Source organism: Streptomyces sp. Q6 (genome assembly GCF_036967205.1).
GTDB classification, from domain to species: Bacteria; Actinomycetota; Actinomycetes; order Streptomycetales; family Streptomycetaceae; genus Streptomyces; species Streptomyces citrinus.
This window is the reverse complement of record NZ_CP146022.1, coordinates 2,432,039-2,449,707: the sequence shown is the minus strand read 5'-3', so window position 1 is coordinate 2,449,707 and position 17,669 is coordinate 2,432,039. Positions and strand designations below refer to the sequence as shown.

Here is a 17,669-nt window from a genome sequence, read left to right as displayed (position 1 = left end):
GTCGGATGGTGCGGCGCACGCTAACCGGGTGCACGTCCGTGCTCAACGGTGCGCACGGGTCTGGCGGGAACGTGTCGGCGTCCACCCGAGCCCACACGACCTACTCACACGACCTACTCACATGACCCAGGGAAACAGGAGAGTGCGATGAGGAAACTGCTGGTGGCGGGGGCCGTGGCCCTCGCGGTCTCGACGGCGGCCGGATGCGGCTCCGGGGACTCCGGCGACGGCGCGCCGAAGATCCCCCGAACGGCGTCCGGCACCCTGGAACAGCTCGCCCGCAAGGCCGGCTGCGACCCCGACGTGCAGACCGACGCCGAGGAGCTGCGCCAGGCCAACTGCGGTTCGGGAGAGGCCCGCTACGTCCTCGCCACCTTCGCCACCGACCGCGGCCAGGCCGAGTGGCTGGACGCCGCCGACGACTACGGCGGCACCTACCTCATCGGCCGCAAGTGGATCGCCGTCGGCGCCGACAAGGTCGTGACACGGCTGCGCGGCCGGCTCGGCGGGACCGTGGAGCGGTCCTCCTCGCACCACTCGGGGAGTAGTGGTGGTGGGGGTCACGAGGAGGGCGCTGGCTCCGGGCATTCGGGTCACCACTGAGCCGGCCGCGCAGCGGCCGGGGCGGGGGCCGCTCAGGTGCAGCGGTCCCCCCGGTTGATGCAGCTCGCCACGCGCCGCATCAACCGGTCGTCGAAGACGTTGATGAAGTCACCGTGGTCCGTGACCGGCTTGTGCAGCTGCTCGGGGAACGAGTCCACCGCGAAGCCGGGGCCCGGCGGCACGTCGTACACGATCCGCTGCACCAGCTGCGGGATCGCCTTGAAGCCCTGCGGGCAGGCGCCCGTCCTCGGGTCCTCGAAGGCCACGTGCGTCCGGTGGTTGGCGCTGTCGGTGTTCGTGCCGTCCCAGCAGCTCTGGAAGCGGAAGGAGCGCACGACCTTCGAACCGTCCGGGCAGATCGGGTACTTGTCCTTCAGCTGCCGGTTCTCGAAGCCGGTGCAGCTCCAGGAGGCGTTGGCGTTCGTCGGGCCGTTGGTGAAGGACTTCGCGTCGCCGGTGATGATCCGCAGGAAGCGCGGCATCGCGACGACCTTGCTCGTCGGGTTGCCGTCGAACTTCAGGGTGACGGACGACGGCGTCTGGATCTCGCCGACGTTCTGGTCCTTGCCGCCGCCGTCCGCGTCGACGTCGTTCTCGTCGTTGCCGTTCTGCAGGCGCAGCACCGGCCAGTAGTAGGTGGACTTGTCGCCCTGGTTGCGGCAGGTGGTGTCGCCGTCGGCGAGGTCGTCGTCGCTCGCGAAGGCGTCGTTGGCCTGGTTGCCCACGTAGTCGTGCATGTGGTGGGCGCCGTTGCTCACGCCGGGCGCGACGATCACGTTGTCCGGGTTGAACTTGCCGTTCGCGTTGCGCCCGCACTTGGTGGTGAAGGTGCCGCGCGACGCTCCGCTGCGGTTGCGTGCCGTGGTGACGTTGGGCTGGACGGACCGGATGTCGACGAAGTCGCTCGCCTCGGGGCCGTTGCCCTGGTTCTGGCCGCCGCCCCCGCCGCCGTCGTCGCCCGGCTGGGAGGCGCCGTCCGACGGCTGCGCGGACCCCTCCGGCGAACCGGCGGACGGCTGGGCGGAGTTGCCTGGGTCGGGCGACGAGCCGTCGCCGGTGCCGCCGCCGCTCGGCTGCCCGGCGCACTGCGCCATGCCGCCGAGGCCGTCCGGTGCCCGTCCGCCGGCCCGGTTGATCTCCAGGCGGATCCGTTCGAGCACCGCGCCCCGCTTGTCCTTCAGCGGGCCCAGGATCGCGTTCTGCACGAAGGCCGGATCCTGCGCGGCCGCGTCCCGGGTCGAGGCGAGGCGCTGGTACGCCTCCGTGATCTGCGTGTCCAGCGTGGCCAGTTCACCGTCGACCTCGCCCCGTGCTCTGTCCGGCACGTCGGGCAGCGAGGTGCCGACGTCCGGACAGTCGATCGTGGCGATCTGTTGTTGCTGCTGTGCGGCGTCGCTGCCCGCGTCCTGCCCGGTGCCGGAGGAGTTCTCTTCATGGGCCGACGCGTACACGTTGACCGCGACCAGCCCTCCTCCGCCCAGCAGCAGTGCGGCCGACGCGACGGTCATCCGCGTCGTCAGCGATGAGCGCCGTTTCCGTGAGGTGCGTCCCATGGGATTACGTACGCACCGCGGGGCCCCCGTGTTCAAACGGCTCCCCGAATTCTCTTCGGGCCCCGCGCATCCCGCCCCCGTACCCGGCCCGCCGCACGTCTCAGGCGGCGCCCCGGTCGAGGTACGCGAGGACGGCGAGCACCCGCCGGTTGTCGTCGTCGGACACCGGCAGGCCGAGCTTGGCGAAGATGTTGGACGTGTGCTTGGCGATCGCCCGCTCGGTGACGACGAGTTCGGCCGCGATGGCCGCGTTCGACCGCCCCTGCGCCATCAGACCGAGCACCTCGAGCTCGCGCGGCGTGAGACCGCCCAGCGGCGGGTCCGCCGCCCGCCGCGACAGCAGTTCCTTGATCACCGTGGGGTCCATCGCCGTCCCGCCGGCCGCGACCCGGCGCACCGCGTCGATGAACTGGTCCGCGTCGAACACCCGGTCCTTCAGCAGATAGCCGACCCCGCCGGTCCCGTCGGCGAGCAGCTCGCGCGCGTACAACTGCTCCACGTGCTGCGACAGCACGAGCACCGGAAGCCCCGGCCGCTCCCGGCGCGCCGCGAGCGCGCACTGGAGCCCCTCGTCGGTGTGCGAGGGCGGCAGGCGTACGTCGACGACGGCGACGTCCGGGTTCAACTCGGCGAGCGCCTTGGTGAGTTCGGGCCCGCTCTCCACGGCCGCGGCGATCTCGAAGTCGTACGCCTGAAGCATCCGCACCAGACCGTCCCGCAGCAGGAACAGGTCTTCGGCTAGGACAACACGCAAGGGATCTCCATGGTCACCATGGTCGGACCGCCCGCGGGTGAGCTGACGGCGAGGACACCGTCGAATGTACCGAGCCTGCGCTCGATCCCGGCAAGCCCGCCGCCGGGCGCGACGGCCGCACCGCCCTTGCCGTCGTCGGTGACACTGATCCGCAGCATCCCGTCGATGTGCGCGATGTCGACCCAGATCCGGTCGGCGCCCGCGTGCTTCACGGCGTTGGCGAGCGCCTCACCGGCGGCGAAGTACGCGGCCGCCTCGACCGGGGCCTGTGGCCGCCCGGCCAGCTCGACCGCCACCTCCACCTCCGTCGCCACGGGCAGCCGCAGCGCCAGCGCCCGGACGGCGTCACCGAGCCCGCGCTCGGCGAGCACCGGCGGATGGATGCCGCGCACCAGGTCCCGCAGCTCGGTCAGCGCCTCCGCGGACGAGCGGCGGGCCCGCGCGACCATCTCCTTGGCCCGCGCGGGGTCCTTCTCGATCAGCGCCTCGATCGTGCCCAGATCCATGCCCATCGCCACGAGCCGGGCCTGCGCCCCGTCGTGCAGATCCCGCTCGATGCGCCGCAGCTCCGCCGCCGAGGTGTCCACCGCGTCACGCCGGGTCTCGGTCAACACCCTGACCCGCTCGGCGAGTTCACCGTCGGCCGGTGCGATCACGGACCGGGTCAGGAGGAAGTGCACCCGTAGCAGCGCGGGCGCCACGAAGAGGCCGGTGGCGAGCAGCGCCGTACCGAGCAGGGCGGCGAGCAGGGCTGTGCCCTGGCCGCTGACCGGCACGAACCCGTACCACCAGCCGACGTACGTGCCGTCGGTGAAGACCCGCCACAGCCCGGCCGCGAGCGCGTACCCCTCCAGCGGGTAGACGATCAGCGCCGCGGGCAGCAGCGCCGTCACGAACCCGGCGGTCATGTCGACCGGCAGCCACCGCAGATCGCGCCAGGTCGCCGGGTCGGCCAGCATCAGCCGGCACCGCTCGGCCTGACCGACGACCCCGCCGCGCAGATCGTCCGGAAACGGTCGGTACGTCGCCGGGATCCGTACCCCGCACCACTCGGCGGCGACGACCCGCCGCCAGTTCGCCCAGTGCCGCACCAGGCCGAGCACCCAGGGGGTGGTGAGCGCGCCGACACCGAGGACGACGAAGGCGATCGACAGGACGCTCAGGACGAACAGGGCGATCGACCCGGCGAGCCCGGCCACGGCGAGCACGAGCCCCCGCAGCCCCGCCACCGCGGCACTCCGCACTCTGGTCCCCATCGCCCGCTCCGTCCGCTCCGCCCGGCCCCGTGCCTTCAGTGTCGCCGGTGCGGCGGCCGGGGTCAGGGGGAACAGCACCCCTGTCGGGGGTGGTGTTGGCACCACCCCCGGAGCGGATCAGCGGCCGGCCGGCGGCGCGTACTTGTAGCCCACGCGTCGCACGGTCTGGATGACCGCGCGGTGCTCGGCGCCGAGCTTGCGGCGCAGCCGGGCGACGTGGACGTCGACGGTGCGGCCGTCACCGACGTGCCCGTACCCCCACACGGTGGTGACGAGCGCGTCCCGCGTGTGCACCCGGTGCGGATGCGCGACCAGGTGCGCGAGCAGCTCGAACTCCAGGTACGTCAGGTCGAGTCGGCGCCCCTCGACGCTCGCGGTGCGCTGCGCGGTGTCGATCCCGATGAGCGCGTCGGGGGAGGCCTGCGGCAGCGGGGCGGGCTCGGCGGTGACGGGCAGCAGCGGCTGCTGGTCGGCCGGGACGAGCACCAGGTAGCCGATCATCGGCGGGCGGCCCGGCAGCGTGGGCAGGGCGTGCGGCGGCGCGGGCAGCAGGGTGGCGCCCGGCGGCAGGAACTCGGTGACGTCGGCGAGCGCGGCGACCTCGTCGCGGTCGACGGCGCGCAGCCGGGTGCGGGCGGCGGGGGAGGGGGCAACGGAGAGGGGGCGGGCGTGAGCCATGGTGGTCGTCTCTTTCGCGCGAGAGGCCGTCTGAGGAAGGGACGTACGTCGTGCGCGCGGACCGAAGGCCGCCGGGCGGATCTGCCGGAGCGGTTTTAGAGGGCCTGCGCGTTCGTCGCGCGGCAACACACCCGGTCGAAGTCGTGGTGCTGGCGGGAGGGCCAGAACGGCTCGAGGTCGTGACGACGACCCCGCGCGGTGATGTTCTGGAAACTGGCCATGTCCTTATTGAAGCAGACGGGATACGCAAAGGAGAGGGCGCCCGCGGAAGAAGCGGGCGCCCTCGTCACGACAGTTGGCCTGAATCCGACGTGGATGGGACCGGGATCAGACCTGTCCGGCCTTCTCCAGCGCGGAGCAGCAGGTGTCGACGAGCAGCCGCGTCACGACGTACGGGTCGACGTTGGCGTTGGGACGGCGGTCCTCGATGTAGCCCTTGCCGTCCTTCTCGACCTGCCACGGGATACGGACCGAGGCGCCACGGTTCGAGACACCGTACGAGTACTCGTTCCACGGGGCGGTCTCGTGCAGGCCCGTCAGACGGTCGTCGATGCCGGCGCCGTAGTTCTTGACGTGGTCGAGCGGCTTGGAACCCTCGCCCAGCGACTCGCACGCGGTGATGATCGCGTCGTAGCCCTCGCGCATCGCCTTGGTGGAGAAGTTGGTGTGCGCGCCCGCGCCGTTCCAGTCGCCCTTGACCGGCTTCGGGTCGAGGGTGGCCGAGACCTTGAAGTCCTCGGCGGTGCGGTAGAGCAGCCAGCGGGCCACCCACAGCTGGTCGGAGACCTCCAGCGGGGCGAGCGGGCCCACCTGGAACTCCCACTGGCCCGGCATGACCTCGGCGTTGATGCCGGAGATGCCGAGGCCCGCCTTGAGGCAGTTGTCCAGGTGCGCCTCGACGACGTCACGGCCGTGGATCTCGTCGGTGCCGACGCCGCAGTAGTAGCCGCCCTGTGCGGCCGGGAAGCCGCCGACGGGGAAGCCGAGCGGACGGTCGCCCTCGAAGAAGGTGTACTCCTGCTCGATGCCGAAGATCGGCTCCTGGGCGCCGAACTTCTCCTCGACCTCGGCGAGCGCGGCACGCGTGTTGGACTCGTGCGGCGTCATGTCGATGTTGAGGACCTCGCACATGACGAGGACGTCGTCGCCGCCGCGGATCGGGTCCGGGTACACGGCGACGGGCTTCAGGACGCGGTCGGAGGCGTGCCCCTCGGCCTGGTTCGTGGAGGACCCGTCGAAACCCCAGATCGGCAGCGAGTCCAGGCCGTCCGGCGCGCCGGCGATTATCTTCGTCTTCGAACGAAGCTTGGCCGTCGGCTCAGTGCCGTCGATCCAGATGTACTCAGCCTTGAACGTCACGGGCCACATCCTCAGTCACGGGTCTTTATCTGCCGGGCAGCCTGTCAACAGGCGATTTCCCGGCCGTTGCCCGTTTGTGAACCCCGTGTTACCGGAGGCGCCCGTGGTGGGACGGGGCCCGTGAACTCGTATGCGATGGGTTTCGAACAGGAGGGTGTCCTACGTCACTGTCATGACACCTTCTCGATGCGGGCGTTGCGGATGAGGAACTTGCCGGGCTCGCGGACCTGCTCGAAGGCGGCGTTGTTGAGCAGCGCGCAGGAGCCGGACGCGGAGGTGACCTCGACGGTCGTGGACTTGTCGTTGTCCAGGTTCGTGACCTTGAGCCGGGTCCCGACGGGGAACTGACCGCTGGACGCGGCGGGCGCGCCGCCCTCGCCGGAGAGGGTGACGGTGGATCCGACACAGACCTGCTCACCGGCCCCGGCGGAAGCGCCGGAGGAAGCCTCGGGGGGAGCCTCGGCGGGGGCCGAAGCGGAGGCGGAGGCCGAGGTCGGGGGAGAGGCCGGGGGAGAGGTGGCGGCGGTGACGGACGGGTCCGGGGACGCCGTGGCGGTCGCCTCCGTCTCGCACCCGGAGGCCGCCTGCTTCCGCCGGATCTCGGCGATCACCGCCTCCCGGTTGGCGATCCGTGCCGCCGACTGGGCGTCCGGCGCGGCCTTCTGCCCGTCGATGAACTTCTGGTTGTTGGCGAGCGCGGTGGCGAGCCCGTCGCACACCACCGCGCTCGCGCCGCCCTGGTCGACCTGTGCCGCGTCACTGCTCGCGGCGAGCGCGAACGCCCCGCCGCCCGCGATCACCGCCGCGGCCGCGGTCAGGACGAGCCGCTTCTGCGGGCCGAGTGTCCTCCTGCGTGACATGCGCGCCTCCTGTCATGAGACGAACGTTGCTGCGCACGCCGTTACGTACGCGTGGCCGGCCCTGCGCGCTCAAGGACCGCACCTGTCGCTCAAGTAACGTGTGTCACACGGGAGTTGATGTACGTGGTGCTCCCGGGCCGCGCCGCTGGAGGGCGTCCCGTACGGCCTCTTCGGTGCGGCCCACCACGGCCGTGCCGTCGTCGGCCGTGATGAGGGGGCGCTGGATCAGCTTCGGGTGCGCGGCGAGGGCCTCGATCCACCGCTCGCGGCTGTCCGCGTCCCGCGCCCACCCCTTCACGCCGAGCTCCTTCGCGTCGGCCTCCTGGGTGCGGGTGATGTCCCACGGTTCGAGCCCGAGCCGGTCGAGCACGGCCCGGATCTCGTCGGGGTCCGGCACGTCCTCCAGGTAGCGGCGCACCGTGTAGTCGGCGCCCTCCGCGTCGAGCAGGGTGAGCGCGCCGCGGCACTTCGAACAGGCCGGGTTGATCCAGATCTCCATGGGGCCAACGGTACGCGAGGCGCTTCGCGGGACGCCTTTGGCGAGCCCTCAACTGGGCCTTGGCCAGCGGCTTTTGTCAGTGGGCGGCAGTAGAATAGAAGCAGTGTTCGAGAGCTTCGGGGGCTCTCGATCTCGCGACAGGAGGATGCCTGTGCCCGCTGCCGCCGCGCCGATGCTGATCGATCTGCCGTACACCCCACTGGAGAAGAGGGCGCTCCCCGCGGGGCGCCCCCGCGACTGGTACATCACGCACAATCGCCGGCTCAAGGCGATGCGCCTCGCGATAGCCCTGCTCGACTCCGGCGTCTACCTGCCCGACCAGGCCACCAACCGAAGGATCCGCTCCACGGCCGAGCTCGTCGGCATCCATCCGCCGTCGGACACGACGTGTCACATGGTGCGGGCACTGATGCGGTACAGCCGCTGACGGATCCCTTGCTCCGCTCCCGGCGGCCGGAGGTCCCGGCCGCCGGTGGTGCGTCGCCGAGTACTCCCGGCGGCCCGCGTCGGCCCCGCGGTGGCCGACGCGTCCGAACCGCTCCTACCCTTCCGCCAGCTCCCGCTCCAGCGGTGTACGGAACCGCGGCGTCACCCGGACCCCGTCCAGCCAGGACGTGAGCCGGGCCGCCTCCTCCGTGACCGCCCGCCGCGCCGCCGCCCCGCCCGAGGTGTCCAGCAACCGCCACACCACCGCGCCGTCGGCCCGCTGACCCCACCCGCCCACGATCCGCCCGCCCCACCACACGGTCGGCCCGATGTTCCCGCTCCGGTCGAACAGGTCGGGGCGCAACTCGGGCGGGCAGTACCAGTCCCGCTCCTGCCAGCCCATCGCGGTCGGATCGAGGCCGGGCAGCAGCGCCGCGAAGGGCTCGAAGTCCCCTTCAGGCGCGTCGAGTTGATCCGGCAGGACATACCCGACGGCCCCGCCGCCGTCCAACGACACCTCCACGGCCCCCACCGCGCCCAGCGCCCGCCGGACCTCCGTGACCTTCCACCCCGTCCACCACTTCAGGTCGGCCTCCGTCGCGGGACCGCACACCGCGAGCCAGCGCCGCAGCAGATCCGACTGGGCCGCCGCCACCGGGAGTTCGGGATGCGGCGGCATCACCGCCCAGCGGAACCGCGTCGACGTCCACGACCCGAGCGGCCGCCCGCGCACCACCCGCCCCTCCACGCCCAGCACCCGCATCAGCCGCGACGACACCGTCTGCTCGGCCTCGTAACTCTTCCCCCTGCCGTACGTGAACTGCTCGCGCAGCCGGGGTTCGTCCCGCACGAGTTCGGACACCGTGGCCTGCCCGCGCCGCTGGAGCGCACGGAGCGCCGACGCCTCGACGTCCGTCAGCCACTCCGCCGTGAGCCGCCCGCCGCTGCCGGTGGCCAGGTCCTTGACCAGCGCGGCCCGCGCCTTCGCGGCGACGGCGAGCCCGGTCGACGCGTGCACCGTCGCCGCCAGCTCGGTGGGGAACACGAACACGGTGTGCCGCATGCCGTGCATCCGTACGAGCGTTTGGTCCTCGTACAGCGCGCGCTCCACGTCCGCGACCGTCGCCCCGGGATCGGTGAGCCGCGCGCCCACCGCCAGGTACACCGTGGCCGGGTCCGTGCCGTGCAGCGCCACCAGGGACCGGGCCACCTCCTCCGCGCCGCCCGCCCGCGCCCGCGGAGCCAGCCGGTGCGCGAGCGCGAGCCGCACGCGCCGTTCCTCGTCGCCGATGTGCCTCATGCCACCCATGCGGCACATCCTGCCGGACCGTGTGCCGCGTCACCTGTTTGCCGTACTGGGCATGCGGCCCCCCGGCGGCGCACCGTTGACTGGGGCGACCGGCAGTGGCGGGTCGAGCGGAGGTGTTTCGGATGGCGGGCACGGGTGGCATGCGGCGCGTACGAACAGGACGAACGGTGGGCGCGGCCGCGCTCGTCGCGGCGCTCGCCGTCGGTGTGGCGGGCTGCTCCGACAGCGACACCAGCCCCTCCGACGCGGCGTCGAAGGCGGTCTCCGCCGCCTCGTCGGCCGCTTCCAAGGCCTCCGACGTGGTGGCGTCCGCGACCGCGAAGGCGCAGGAGAAGTTCGACGACATCAAGGGCGGCGTCGACGCCAAGAGCGACGTGAAGCTCGGCGACGTGGGCGAGGACGGCGGCCGCGCCACCGTCCCGGTCACCGTCACCAACAGCGCCTCGTCCCAGAAGTCGTTCGCGGTCCAGGTCGACTTCCGCGACAGCGGCGGCAACCTCCTCGACACCGTCGTCCTCACCGTCTCCGACGTCGACGCCGACACGTCGAAGGACGCGAAGGCCACCAGCAACCGCTCCCTCGACGGAGACGTCACCGCCGACGTCTCCCGCGCCATGCGCTACTGATCGGCGGGGCGACGCCATGAGCAGCCCCGCCGAACGCGCCGCCCAGGGCAAACGCGCCCGCAAGCACGCCCCCCGCTCCTCGCACGCCCCCTGGATACCGGGCGCGGACCGCCCCGACCCGGTCGTCGTCCTGGAGCGGCAGGGCACCGACCGGCTCCAGGACCTGCTGCCGATCCGGTACGGGCGGATGGCGGCGAGCCCGTTCGCGTTCCTGCGCGGCTCCGCCGCCGTCATGGCCGGCGATCTCGCCGCGACCACACACACCGGCCTGAGCGTCCAACTCTGCGGCGACGCGCACCTGTTGAACTTCGGCCTGTTCGCCTCACCCGAGCGCGCGCTCGTCTTCGACCTCAACGACTTCGACGAGACGCACCCCGGGCCCTTCGAATGGGACGTCAAACGCCTCGCCGCCTCGATCGCCGTCGCCGCGCGCGACAACGGCCACTCCGACAAGCAGGCCCACCACGCGGCGCGCGCGTCCGTCACCGCGTACCGGACGAACATGCGGCGCCTGGCCGGCCTCGGCGAACTGGCCGTCTGGTACGAGCGCATCGACGCGCACGCCCTGCTGCCCCTGGTCAGATCCGGGCGCCACCGCCGCCGCGTCGAGCACACCCTCGCGCAGGCCACCCGCCGCACCAGCCTGCACGCCCTCGGCAAGCTCACCGAGACCACCCCCGACGGCCGCCGCCGCATCGTCCACGACCCGCCGCTCCTGGAACCGGCGGGCGTCACCGACGCCGCCACCATCCGCAAGATGTTCGGCGACTACCGCTCCACGCTCGCCGAGGAACGCCGCCGCCTCCTCGACCGCTACCGATTCGTCGACGCCGCCCGCAAGGTCGTCGGCGTCGGCAGCGTCGGCACCCGCTGCTTCATCGTGCTGCTCGCGGGGCGCGACGCCGACGACCCGCTCTTCCTCCAGATCAAGGAGGCCACCCGCTCGGTCGTCGAGGAGCACATCCCGTACCACGGCCCCTACATCCACCCCGGCCACCGCGTCGTCTCCGGCCAGCGCCTCCTCCAGGCGACCGGCGACATCTTCCTCGGCTGGATGACGGGCCCCCAGGGCCGCGCCTTCTACTGGCGTCAGCTGCGCGACATGAAGGGCTCGGCGGACGTCGCGTGCATGCCCCCCGACGAACTCCTCGCCTACGCCCGCCTGTGCGGCACCGCACTCTCCCGCGCCCACGCCCGCTCCGGCGACCGCATCGCCATCGCGTCGTACCTCGGCGGCGCCGACACCTTCGACCGCGCGATCGCGTCCTTCGCCCTGCGCTACGCCGACCAGACGGCACGGGATCACGCCACCCTGCGCACGGCGATCTCCGCGGGACTCCTGATGGCGACGCCGGACACCTGACCCACCGTGCTCTTCGCGCCCCGTCGCCGAAGATCGGACCGCCGCCGACGTCACGGGCGATAGGGTCCAGGGCCCACCGAAGTTCGGCTGAGAGGTCCCACCGTGACATTGCAGGAGCGGGAACTCGCCGAGCTGTTCGTCCAGTTGGCGCGGGACGCGGCGACCGACCCGGTCGACACCCAGGCCCTGCTCGTCACCCTGGTGCGCAACGGCGGCACGCTCCCCGGCGTACGCGGCGCGGCCGTCCAGTACGCGCCGGGGAACGGCCTCCCGGTGCACACCGCCGGCACCGACAGCGCCCTGCACGCCCTGGTCGCGGACGCCGTCGCGTGGCAGGAAGGCCCCGCCCACGACGCCACGACGAACGGCCGCGCCCTCGCCGACGTGGACCTCGCCACCACCCGCTGGCCCCGCTGGACCCCCCGGGCCCGCCACCTGGGCTACGGCCGCCTCGCGTCCCTGCCCCTGCACATGAACGACGAGCCGGTCGGCGCCCTCCTCCTGCTCGGCGCCCCCGGCCACCCCCTGGACGCCCGCGCCCTGGCGGTGGCCCGCTCCCTGGCCGAGACGTTCGGCCACATTCTCGTCCTGACCCACGAGGTCTTCCGGAGCCGCACCCTGGCCCGCCAACTGCAACACGCCCTGACCAGCCGCGTGGTCGTCGAACAGGCCAAAGGAATCCTCGCGGCCCGCCACGGCCTCCCCCTGACCACGGCCTTCGACCGCTTACGCCACTACGCCCGCTCCCACCAACGCAAGGTCGAAGACGTAGCCCGAGCCATCACCGAGGGCAGCCTGGACCTCTGACGCCGGCTCGAAGCCCGAGCGGGCGCCCACGCACAAGGCCGTCGGCCGTGTCCCTCCGGGTACGGAGGAACACGGCCGACGGCCCACAGACGGCCCAGGCGAGCGGAAACCCGCTCTGACCTGCGGCGATCTTAGATGTCGAAGTAGAGCTCAGAAAACGCGTTGACCTGCCACTTTGTTGGATACACGGCAGCGCCGGTGCACATGTGGTGCACACGGTGCCACTATCTCTTCTGGTCGTGCTCTTCTGAGTCGCTGACGCGAACACGGCATGACAGATATCTCGACCATTGCCGTGCCGCAGCGATTTGACCAGTGGAGGGGCATGCGACTTTCCGTCATGCGTTAGCGGTCCTCGGTCCGTTCCACGTCGTAGTCGCCCTCGTGGTTCTGGATCACGTTGAGGATGTGGAGGGCGGTCTCGCGCAGCTCCTTCCAGCGGTCGGAGGTGCCGAGCAGCGGTGGGAAGGTCACAGCCTGACCGAGCGTCTCCAGCTCGTCGAGGCAGGTCTTGGCATCAGCCAGATAGTTGGTGAGCGAGCGCAGTTTGTCCTGGAGCTGCTGCCCGACCGGCTTCTCCGCATCCGGGACCGAGTCCGAAACCTCGCCGAGGCCCTCTGTCTCATCCCCCTCTGTCAGCGGGGTGGGAGCTGCTGAGCCGCCGTTCGCGTTCGCGCCCTCGGGGGTATCTCCGTCCGACTGCGTGGAGGTCGACGGCCCGAGCATCTGGCGGGCGCGCTCCTGGTCTGAGGCAACTACGACGTCCCACTCCAAGAGCATGACCGGCTCGCCGCCCTCCCGGAGGAGGCGGTCATGCGTCTCTAGGTCGACCACGATGTGCTGGTAATCGCCCTCTGCCTCGGTGCCCTGGCCGTTGGGTAGACCGAGCTGTTGCTTGGTGCCCGAGTTACGGGGCAGCCTGCTGTCCTCGAAGCGTTGGGCCGCCAATGCCAGTGTCCAGAAACCGAGCTCGTTGCCCGGCTGGGCCAACCCTTCGACGATCTTGTGTGTGTCTCCACGGAAGGGGACCTTGCCCGGTGCCCGGGTCAAGCTCACAGCGGAACCCACGTTCCTGGTCAGCAGCTTGTCGGCGATCAAGGCCGTACCACCCGCTAGCGCGAGGGTCAGGCGGGCATCGCGACTGCCCTTGAGTGCGGGCTCGACCAGCGTGGCGAAGTCGTCGGTCACCATGGGAGCCCAGCCATCCTCAAGCACCTCCTTGAAGAGGACGCCTCCATTGCTCCAGGCGTTGCGGGCCTGCTGGGCAGCTGACTTCTTGGTGGATCGCCAGGGATGGTCGATGATCGGGCCGAGCAGGCCGGCGTACCCCTTGTCGGTCATCCTGCGGTCACCCTTGATCTCCTTGGCCCGGCTTCTCAGCTCCTCGAAAATGACTGGACGGGTCAGGGTGTGCAGCAGCAGGACAGCACGCCACAAGCCAACACCGGGGATACTTTCGTCCCCGTACACCTGAGGCGTGTCTGACGCGCGGCGGCGTCCGACGGCCAGTTCGTAGACCGCGTGCAGTCCACCCCCGTTCCGACTGTCGCCCGAACGATCGTGGAGGACGCGCTTCAGCGCTCGACTGGCGACCTCGACGTTCTTGGCGGCGTCATCCCACGGCCTGAACTCGACATGGACTGACGCGAGGATGGACCGCAGCGCGTCGTCGAACGCATCGTCAGCGTTCAGTGAGGCGCGTTCGTGTGCCTGGGCACCGACCGTTACCTGTGCTGGGACGAGGTAGGTCTGGGCGATCTGGATAGCGCGCAGGGTCGGTGCCTCGTCCGTCTTGCCTTTGGCCATCTCCTTAGTGAACTCCTCGCGCAACCCCTCGCGCCGGGTCTTCCGAGCCTGTGCCATGCGCCGAGTGAGCGGCTTGGCGGGTTCGCTCGCAGAGGGCTGATGCTGGGCAAGGAGAGTTTCCACGGCCAGGTCGGCGACCGCCTCTGGATCGCTGTCGGGACCGGCCAGAACCTTCCATGCACTGGCCAGACGCGTAATGCCGTCGCGGGCAACAAGGGCGCAGACCGACTCCGTACCGTCGTCGAAATCGTAGATGATCGGGTGCACGATCAGGGCGCGCGTCACCCGCCTGGCAAGGATCGATTCCGCGTAGGAGTTTCGGTGCAGGGTGGCCGAGATGGTCTGCCAGACATGGTCCCTGAGATGCCTGAGGCTTTGGTAGCGGTAGCGCAGAATCGCCTGCGGCTTCCCGTCCTCGGCCATGCCTTGAATCTGAGGGTCCTCGACAGCTAGGAGTTCTTGGCCCGTACGCGGCTGAATGGCGGGGAACAGCTCAGACAGCCAGACCCGAGTGTGCACCGACCGCAGGGTGGCTGCGTCGACGTGCTCTTCAAGGAGCAGGCTGGTGCGGTCGCTCTGTGACTCGCGCAACTGGAGCGCGACGGTGTCGGGCGTCACGGTGGCCCGGGCCACCGCGTGCCAGGCGTCCTCGGGCAGCGAGGCCAGCGGTGTGTTCAATCCTGCCTTGACGAGCTTAATTCGGTCGTCCACGACGGACGTTCCTGGCAGTTCGCTGTCAACGGTTGACACTTCGACCTGCTGTTTACCCCACAAGACGGTGATGGGTGTGGCGGGCTCAGATGTGGGCATCGCGCCCCTCCTCATTGGTGGTTGATGTGGAAGACTGGATGTGCGGTCCTGGCCCGACTCGCTCGGGGTTCCAGGTCCGGCCCGGCTGGGCTCCGGCTTCGCCCGGGGCCCAGCCCCTTTCCACGTAGCGCTTTCCTCACATGGCGCTGGGCCCATGGGCACCGGGGAACGTGGTACCGAACCAGTGCCACATGAACGCGCGGGACGGCTGCTTGGCGATGGACTGGTAGGCCGAGTACGCGAGCATGTCGGCTGCCTGCAGCAGGTCTAGGTTGCGAGCAGGCCGGAAAACCGGGTCGCCGATGATGTGCCGCCCCGCGTCCGGGAGCGCCCGGTGGGCTCGCCGTAGGGAACCCTCTGTGCCGTCACCGTCGAGGATGACGACCCCGTGGGTGCCGGACGCGGCGAGTTCTGCGTTGAGCCGGCTCAGCAGGGCGGCGTAAAGGGCAGGCCGGTCGCGCCCGTAGTTATCGGTCTCTCGGTATACGGCACGAACTCGCGCACCGGCCATCGTGGCGGTGGCCCGCAGGCCGCGCAGGATGACCTCCTGTGAGTGCCGTTGGTGCGTGGCGCGATCCGTGCTGCGCGAGCGGTGGATGTGGCGACCGCGGGTGCCGGCGAGCTTCACCGAATGAAGTGAGGAGTTGGCAGGGATTTCCAGCCGTGCGTCGGCGGCCAGTTCGGCGCGGAAGTCCAGCCAGTGCCGCATTGCAGTGTCGATGTGCGGAAGATCGATTCCTAAGGAGGCGAAGACGGCGGTCGTGCGGGCGTCACCGCCATCGTCGACGAAGTAGAGACGCAAGGGGGCAGCACTGTTCTCTGCGGCCATGGGCAGTCAACTCCGAGAGCACGCATGGGATTTCCCCGACACCGTTGCCAGGGGCCCGGCCGCTGTCCTCGCGAAGACGCTCGAGGAGGCGGGCGCGGGGTGCTCTGCTGCCGCGCGCCACGTCGTACAAACACTGCTCCGGGCGTCGTTGTCGCGTCGACCCGGGATCAAACCTCATGGGAGGTACCACCCGTGCCAGCGACAGCCCCGATCCGTCAACTTCCGGGATTTCGGGGCCTCCAGGGCATTCCCTGGACCCGTTCGCCACGGTGCTGCCTTGCACCACGCTCGACGCAACTATAACCGTCCGTCGAGATGTACATCAGGCAAATCCGCTGCTCCAAAAGGAAGTTGATCCTCCGACGCAATGGGGAGTCCGTCGGCGATCCGAGTGAGGTCGAACTTGGTGGTGCACTCGCACTTGAGGGCAAAGTGAGGAGTTGCGCTTGCGCGTCGCTGATCTGGTAGTAGAGCAGGCCAGGCTGTCCGCGCGGAATCTGTAGGCGTGAACGGCTGATGAGGCGCCTGCGCTCTCCACTCGGCGAGACCTCGACCGAGTGGCAAAGATGGCACACTGAGGCGGTTGACCCTTGGGCCTGTCGCGCGTACGTACGAGTTGTGCGGGGATGTCAGCGGCTATTCAGGTCGTTGGGATGCTGGCAAGGGGCGGACGAGCGCCAGGTGCCGACTAGATCTGGCCGTCGTGTCCGGTCTGATGGTTGCCGGAACAGGACCTCTGCCACACTTCACAGCTGATGTACTGGGCAACGAATCGGGGGTATGCACGCCATGGCGCAGACAAGGAAGGGCTACTACCGGGCAGCGCACTACGTGAAGCCGACGATGGTATCCAGAAGGGCTAAGAAGCCGGCATTCTGGGGCGTTGTGGTGGGTGTGCTTTTGTTGATCGCTGCTTGGAATTCCCTCTTCGGCGACGACGGTGACAAGGCGAAGCCGGAACCTAAGAGGACGGTCCAGTCAGTCACGGAGTCGCCGTCGCGTTAGCTGTCGGAGAGCTCGTCCCCAAGTAGTCGGAGTGCGGGTGTCCTCTCTCCGTGCCTGCTTCTCCTCGGCATCAGGGGCTGTTGTAGTGGTGAGAGTCGACCGCAGCTGCTCCCAGCGCAGTTGCCAGTCGTTTAGCTGCTCGTCCGGCAGCCCGCAGGCGGTCAGATAGACACTGGTTGTCCGCCATGTTCTGGGCAGATCCTTGCGGTTGAGGAGGGTGCTGACCGTTCCGGTCGAGATCTGGCCGCCGGAACGGTGGCTGATTGCTGAGTGGGTGAGGCCACTGGTGACGCGTACTTGCCCCAATGCGCTGATGAACCCTTCAACGCTGCGGATGGCTGCCGGATCTGGCCACGCGCGGAGGTCGGCGGAGCCCGCTCGGTGGCTGGTGGACACTGGTGCTCGGCTGAAGGCAGGGTTCCAGCCCAATGCGAGCTGGCCGTTGCTGTTACGTTCTCGTCCTTGAGGGACGGGATGCCCCTTCGCAGAGAGGGATTTCCTCAGCTGCAAGAAGACGCTGTCGAGGTCGAGCTGTTCGGGGCCTCCGGCAATACCAGTAGTGAGGATCGTGAGAAGCTCGCCAGTGAATGCGGTGTGGGGCTCCCCGGGCGGGGCGAGTGCCTGACGGGTCTCCGAGGCTGCGGCGAGAAGGTAGGTCCCCTCGACATCGGCTTGGGCGGCCAGATCCGAGGGCCCCATTGTTCCCAGGGCCAGGCCCGCGTAGCAGCAGTCGAGTATGACGACAGTCCGCTCCGCTCTTCCCTCCAACAACGCGCCCCGCAACCAGCTGTATTGAAGCCCCGTCTCCACCCGCTGCTGCCTGGATTGGGGTAGCCCCAGATAGAGCTCGCCCTCTGGTGTGACCAGCCCATGCCCCGCGTAGTACACAAGCAGCGTGTCCCTAGCTGCATCTCCGGCGTCACGCAGGGCGTCCATCACGGCAATCGCATTCGTCGGCTCGGAGAGCACGTGGCAGTCGTCTCGGCTGAGATTCCAGGACGTGGGCCCAGTGAGTACCTCGGCCAAGGAGTTGAGGTTGTTGGAGACGGCCGGCAGGTCTTCGAGGAAGGTGTATGTGCTCGTCCCGACCAGGACCGCCTTTGTAGCGCCGGCGTCCGGAAACACG

The 17,669-nt window shown here is 70.0% G+C and carries 17 protein-coding genes; 5 read left to right on the top strand and 12 right to left on the bottom strand.

Annotated elements, in window-relative coordinates:
* Nucleotides 1-147 precede the first annotated feature (147 nt).
* Nucleotides 148-603 (top strand): hypothetical protein, encoded by a 456-nt coding sequence (locus V2W30_RS11435; protein ID WP_338695878.1) that lies wholly within the window; start codon nucleotides 148-150, stop codon nucleotides 601-603.
* Nucleotides 604-635: 32 nt separating this feature from the next.
* Here V2W30_RS11435 and V2W30_RS11430 read toward each other — a convergent pair whose 3' ends face one another.
* The 8 genes from V2W30_RS11430 to V2W30_RS11395 form a co-directional block, all read right to left on the bottom strand.
* Nucleotides 636-2,156 carry a DUF1996 domain-containing protein gene (locus V2W30_RS11430; protein ID WP_338695877.1) on the bottom strand — a complete coding sequence of 507 codons (1,521 nt, stop codon included), beginning with the start codon at nucleotides 2,154-2,156 and terminating at the stop codon, nucleotides 636-638.
* Nucleotides 2,157-2,256: 100 nt separating this feature from the next.
* On the bottom strand, nucleotides 2,257-2,910 hold the full coding sequence (locus V2W30_RS11425) for a response regulator transcription factor (RefSeq protein WP_338695876.1): 654 nt from the start codon (nucleotides 2,908-2,910) through the stop codon (nucleotides 2,257-2,259).
* Nucleotides 2,895-4,166, bottom strand: a complete 1,272-nt coding sequence (locus V2W30_RS11420) for a sensor histidine kinase (RefSeq protein WP_338695874.1) — start codon at nucleotides 4,164-4,166, stop codon at nucleotides 2,895-2,897. The genes V2W30_RS11425 and V2W30_RS11420 overlap by 16 nt, the downstream gene beginning before the upstream one ends.
* Nucleotides 4,167-4,283: 117 nt before the next feature.
* Entirely contained in the window at nucleotides 4,284-4,844 is a 561-nt protein-coding gene (locus tag V2W30_RS11415) for a winged helix-turn-helix domain-containing protein (RefSeq protein WP_338695873.1), read from the bottom strand.
* 95 nt (nucleotides 4,845-4,939) lie between these two features.
* Nucleotides 4,940-5,065, bottom strand: coding sequence for a hypothetical protein (locus V2W30_RS11410; RefSeq protein WP_338695872.1), 126 nt, complete (start codon nucleotides 5,063-5,065; stop codon nucleotides 4,940-4,942).
* 106 nt (nucleotides 5,066-5,171) lie between these two features.
* Nucleotides 5,172-6,203: a glutamine synthetase gene (glnII, locus tag V2W30_RS11405; RefSeq protein ID WP_338695871.1), complete on the bottom strand. Its 1,032-nt coding sequence runs from the start codon at nucleotides 6,201-6,203 to the stop codon at nucleotides 5,172-5,174.
* A gap of 170 nt (nucleotides 6,204-6,373) precedes the next feature.
* Nucleotides 6,374-7,063 carry a hypothetical protein gene (locus V2W30_RS11400; protein WP_338695870.1) on the bottom strand — a complete coding sequence of 230 codons (690 nt, stop codon included), beginning with the start codon at nucleotides 7,061-7,063 and terminating at the stop codon, nucleotides 6,374-6,376.
* A gap of 103 nt (nucleotides 7,064-7,166) precedes the next feature.
* Entirely contained in the window at nucleotides 7,167-7,562 is a 396-nt protein-coding gene (locus V2W30_RS11395) for an arsenate reductase family protein (RefSeq protein ID WP_338695868.1), read from the bottom strand.
* Nucleotides 7,563-7,707: 145 nt separating this feature from the next.
* Between V2W30_RS11395 and V2W30_RS11390 the strand changes: the two genes are divergently transcribed.
* The gene (locus V2W30_RS11390) at nucleotides 7,708-7,989 is read left to right on the top strand and encodes a hypothetical protein (RefSeq protein ID WP_338695867.1); all 282 of its coding nucleotides are present in this window, start codon (nucleotides 7,708-7,710) and stop codon (nucleotides 7,987-7,989) included.
* Nucleotides 7,990-8,103: 114 nt separating this feature from the next.
* On the opposite strand, the gene V2W30_RS11385 is transcribed toward V2W30_RS11390, so the two are convergent.
* The gene (locus V2W30_RS11385) at nucleotides 8,104-9,288 is read right to left on the bottom strand and encodes a winged helix DNA-binding domain-containing protein (protein ID WP_425244676.1); all 1,185 of its coding nucleotides are present in this window, start codon (nucleotides 9,286-9,288) and stop codon (nucleotides 8,104-8,106) included.
* A 131-nt stretch (nucleotides 9,289-9,419) separates the two neighbouring features.
* Here V2W30_RS11385 and V2W30_RS11380 point away from each other — a divergent pair, with 131 nt between their 5' ends.
* The 3 genes from V2W30_RS11380 (at nucleotide 9,420) to V2W30_RS11370 (ending at nucleotide 12,093) form a co-directional block, all read left to right on the top strand.
* Entirely contained in the window at nucleotides 9,420-9,923 is a 504-nt protein-coding gene (locus V2W30_RS11380; RefSeq protein ID WP_338695865.1) for a hypothetical protein, read from the top strand.
* Between the two features lie 16 nt (nucleotides 9,924-9,939).
* Nucleotides 9,940-11,286, top strand: coding sequence for a DUF2252 domain-containing protein (locus tag V2W30_RS11375; RefSeq protein ID WP_338695864.1), 1,347 nt, complete (start codon nucleotides 9,940-9,942; stop codon nucleotides 11,284-11,286).
* 102 nt (nucleotides 11,287-11,388) lie between these two features.
* Nucleotides 11,389-12,093, top strand: a complete 705-nt coding sequence (locus V2W30_RS11370) for a GAF and ANTAR domain-containing protein (RefSeq protein WP_338695863.1) — start codon at nucleotides 11,389-11,391, stop codon at nucleotides 12,091-12,093.
* A gap of 345 nt (nucleotides 12,094-12,438) precedes the next feature.
* On the opposite strand, the gene V2W30_RS11365 is transcribed toward V2W30_RS11370, so the two are convergent.
* The 3 genes from V2W30_RS11365 to V2W30_RS11355 all read right to left on the bottom strand — a co-directional run bounded on the left by V2W30_RS11365 (nucleotide 12,439) and on the right by V2W30_RS11355 (nucleotide 17,668).
* Entirely contained in the window at nucleotides 12,439-14,709 is a 2,271-nt protein-coding gene (locus tag V2W30_RS11365) for a hypothetical protein (protein ID WP_338695862.1), read from the bottom strand.
* 136 nt (nucleotides 14,710-14,845) lie between these two features.
* A complete protein-coding gene (locus tag V2W30_RS11360; protein WP_338695861.1) occupies nucleotides 14,846-15,538 on the bottom strand; it encodes a DUF3800 domain-containing protein in 693 nt (230 codons plus the stop codon).
* A 978-nt stretch (nucleotides 15,539-16,516) separates the two neighbouring features.
* Nucleotides 16,517-17,668, bottom strand: coding sequence for a caspase family protein (locus V2W30_RS11355; protein ID WP_338703562.1), 1,152 nt, complete (start codon nucleotides 17,666-17,668; stop codon nucleotides 16,517-16,519).
* Between the last annotated feature and the right edge of the window lies 1 nt (nucleotide 17,669).

Bases quoted from the DNA above. Each gene is read 5' to 3' on its own strand.
- V2W30_RS11435 (WP_338695878.1), top strand. From the start codon at position 148: ATGAGGAAACTGCTGGTGGCGGGGGCCGTGGCCCTCGCGGTCTCGACG.
- V2W30_RS11415 (WP_338695873.1), bottom strand. From the start codon at position 4,844: ATGGCTCACGCCCGCCCCCTCTCCGTTGCCCCCTCCCCCGCCGCCCGC.
- V2W30_RS11365 (WP_338695862.1), bottom strand. From the start codon at position 14,709: ATGCCCACATCTGAGCCCGCCACACCCATCACCGTCTTGTGGGGTAAA.
- V2W30_RS11385 (WP_425244676.1), bottom strand. From the start codon at position 9,288: ATGAGGCACATCGGCGACGAGGAACGGCGCGTGCGGCTCGCGCTCGCG.
- V2W30_RS11380 (WP_338695865.1), top strand. From the start codon at position 9,420: ATGGCGGGCACGGGTGGCATGCGGCGCGTACGAACAGGACGAACGGTG.
- V2W30_RS11420 (WP_338695874.1), bottom strand. From the start codon at position 4,166: ATGGGGACCAGAGTGCGGAGTGCCGCGGTGGCGGGGCTGCGGGGGCTC.
- V2W30_RS11410 (WP_338695872.1), bottom strand. From the start codon at position 5,065: ATGGCCAGTTTCCAGAACATCACCGCGCGGGGTCGTCGTCACGACCTC.
- V2W30_RS11360 (WP_338695861.1), bottom strand. From the start codon at position 15,538: ATGGCCGCAGAGAACAGTGCTGCCCCCTTGCGTCTCTACTTCGTCGAC.
- V2W30_RS11390 (WP_338695867.1), top strand. From the start codon at position 7,708: ATGCCTGTGCCCGCTGCCGCCGCGCCGATGCTGATCGATCTGCCGTAC.
- V2W30_RS11400 (WP_338695870.1), bottom strand. From the start codon at position 7,063: ATGTCACGCAGGAGGACACTCGGCCCGCAGAAGCGGCTCGTCCTGACC.
- V2W30_RS11395 (WP_338695868.1), bottom strand. From the start codon at position 7,562: ATGGAGATCTGGATCAACCCGGCCTGTTCGAAGTGCCGCGGCGCGCTC.
- V2W30_RS11375 (WP_338695864.1), top strand. From the start codon at position 9,940: ATGAGCAGCCCCGCCGAACGCGCCGCCCAGGGCAAACGCGCCCGCAAG.
- V2W30_RS11430 (WP_338695877.1), bottom strand. From the start codon at position 2,156: ATGGGACGCACCTCACGGAAACGGCGCTCATCGCTGACGACGCGGATG.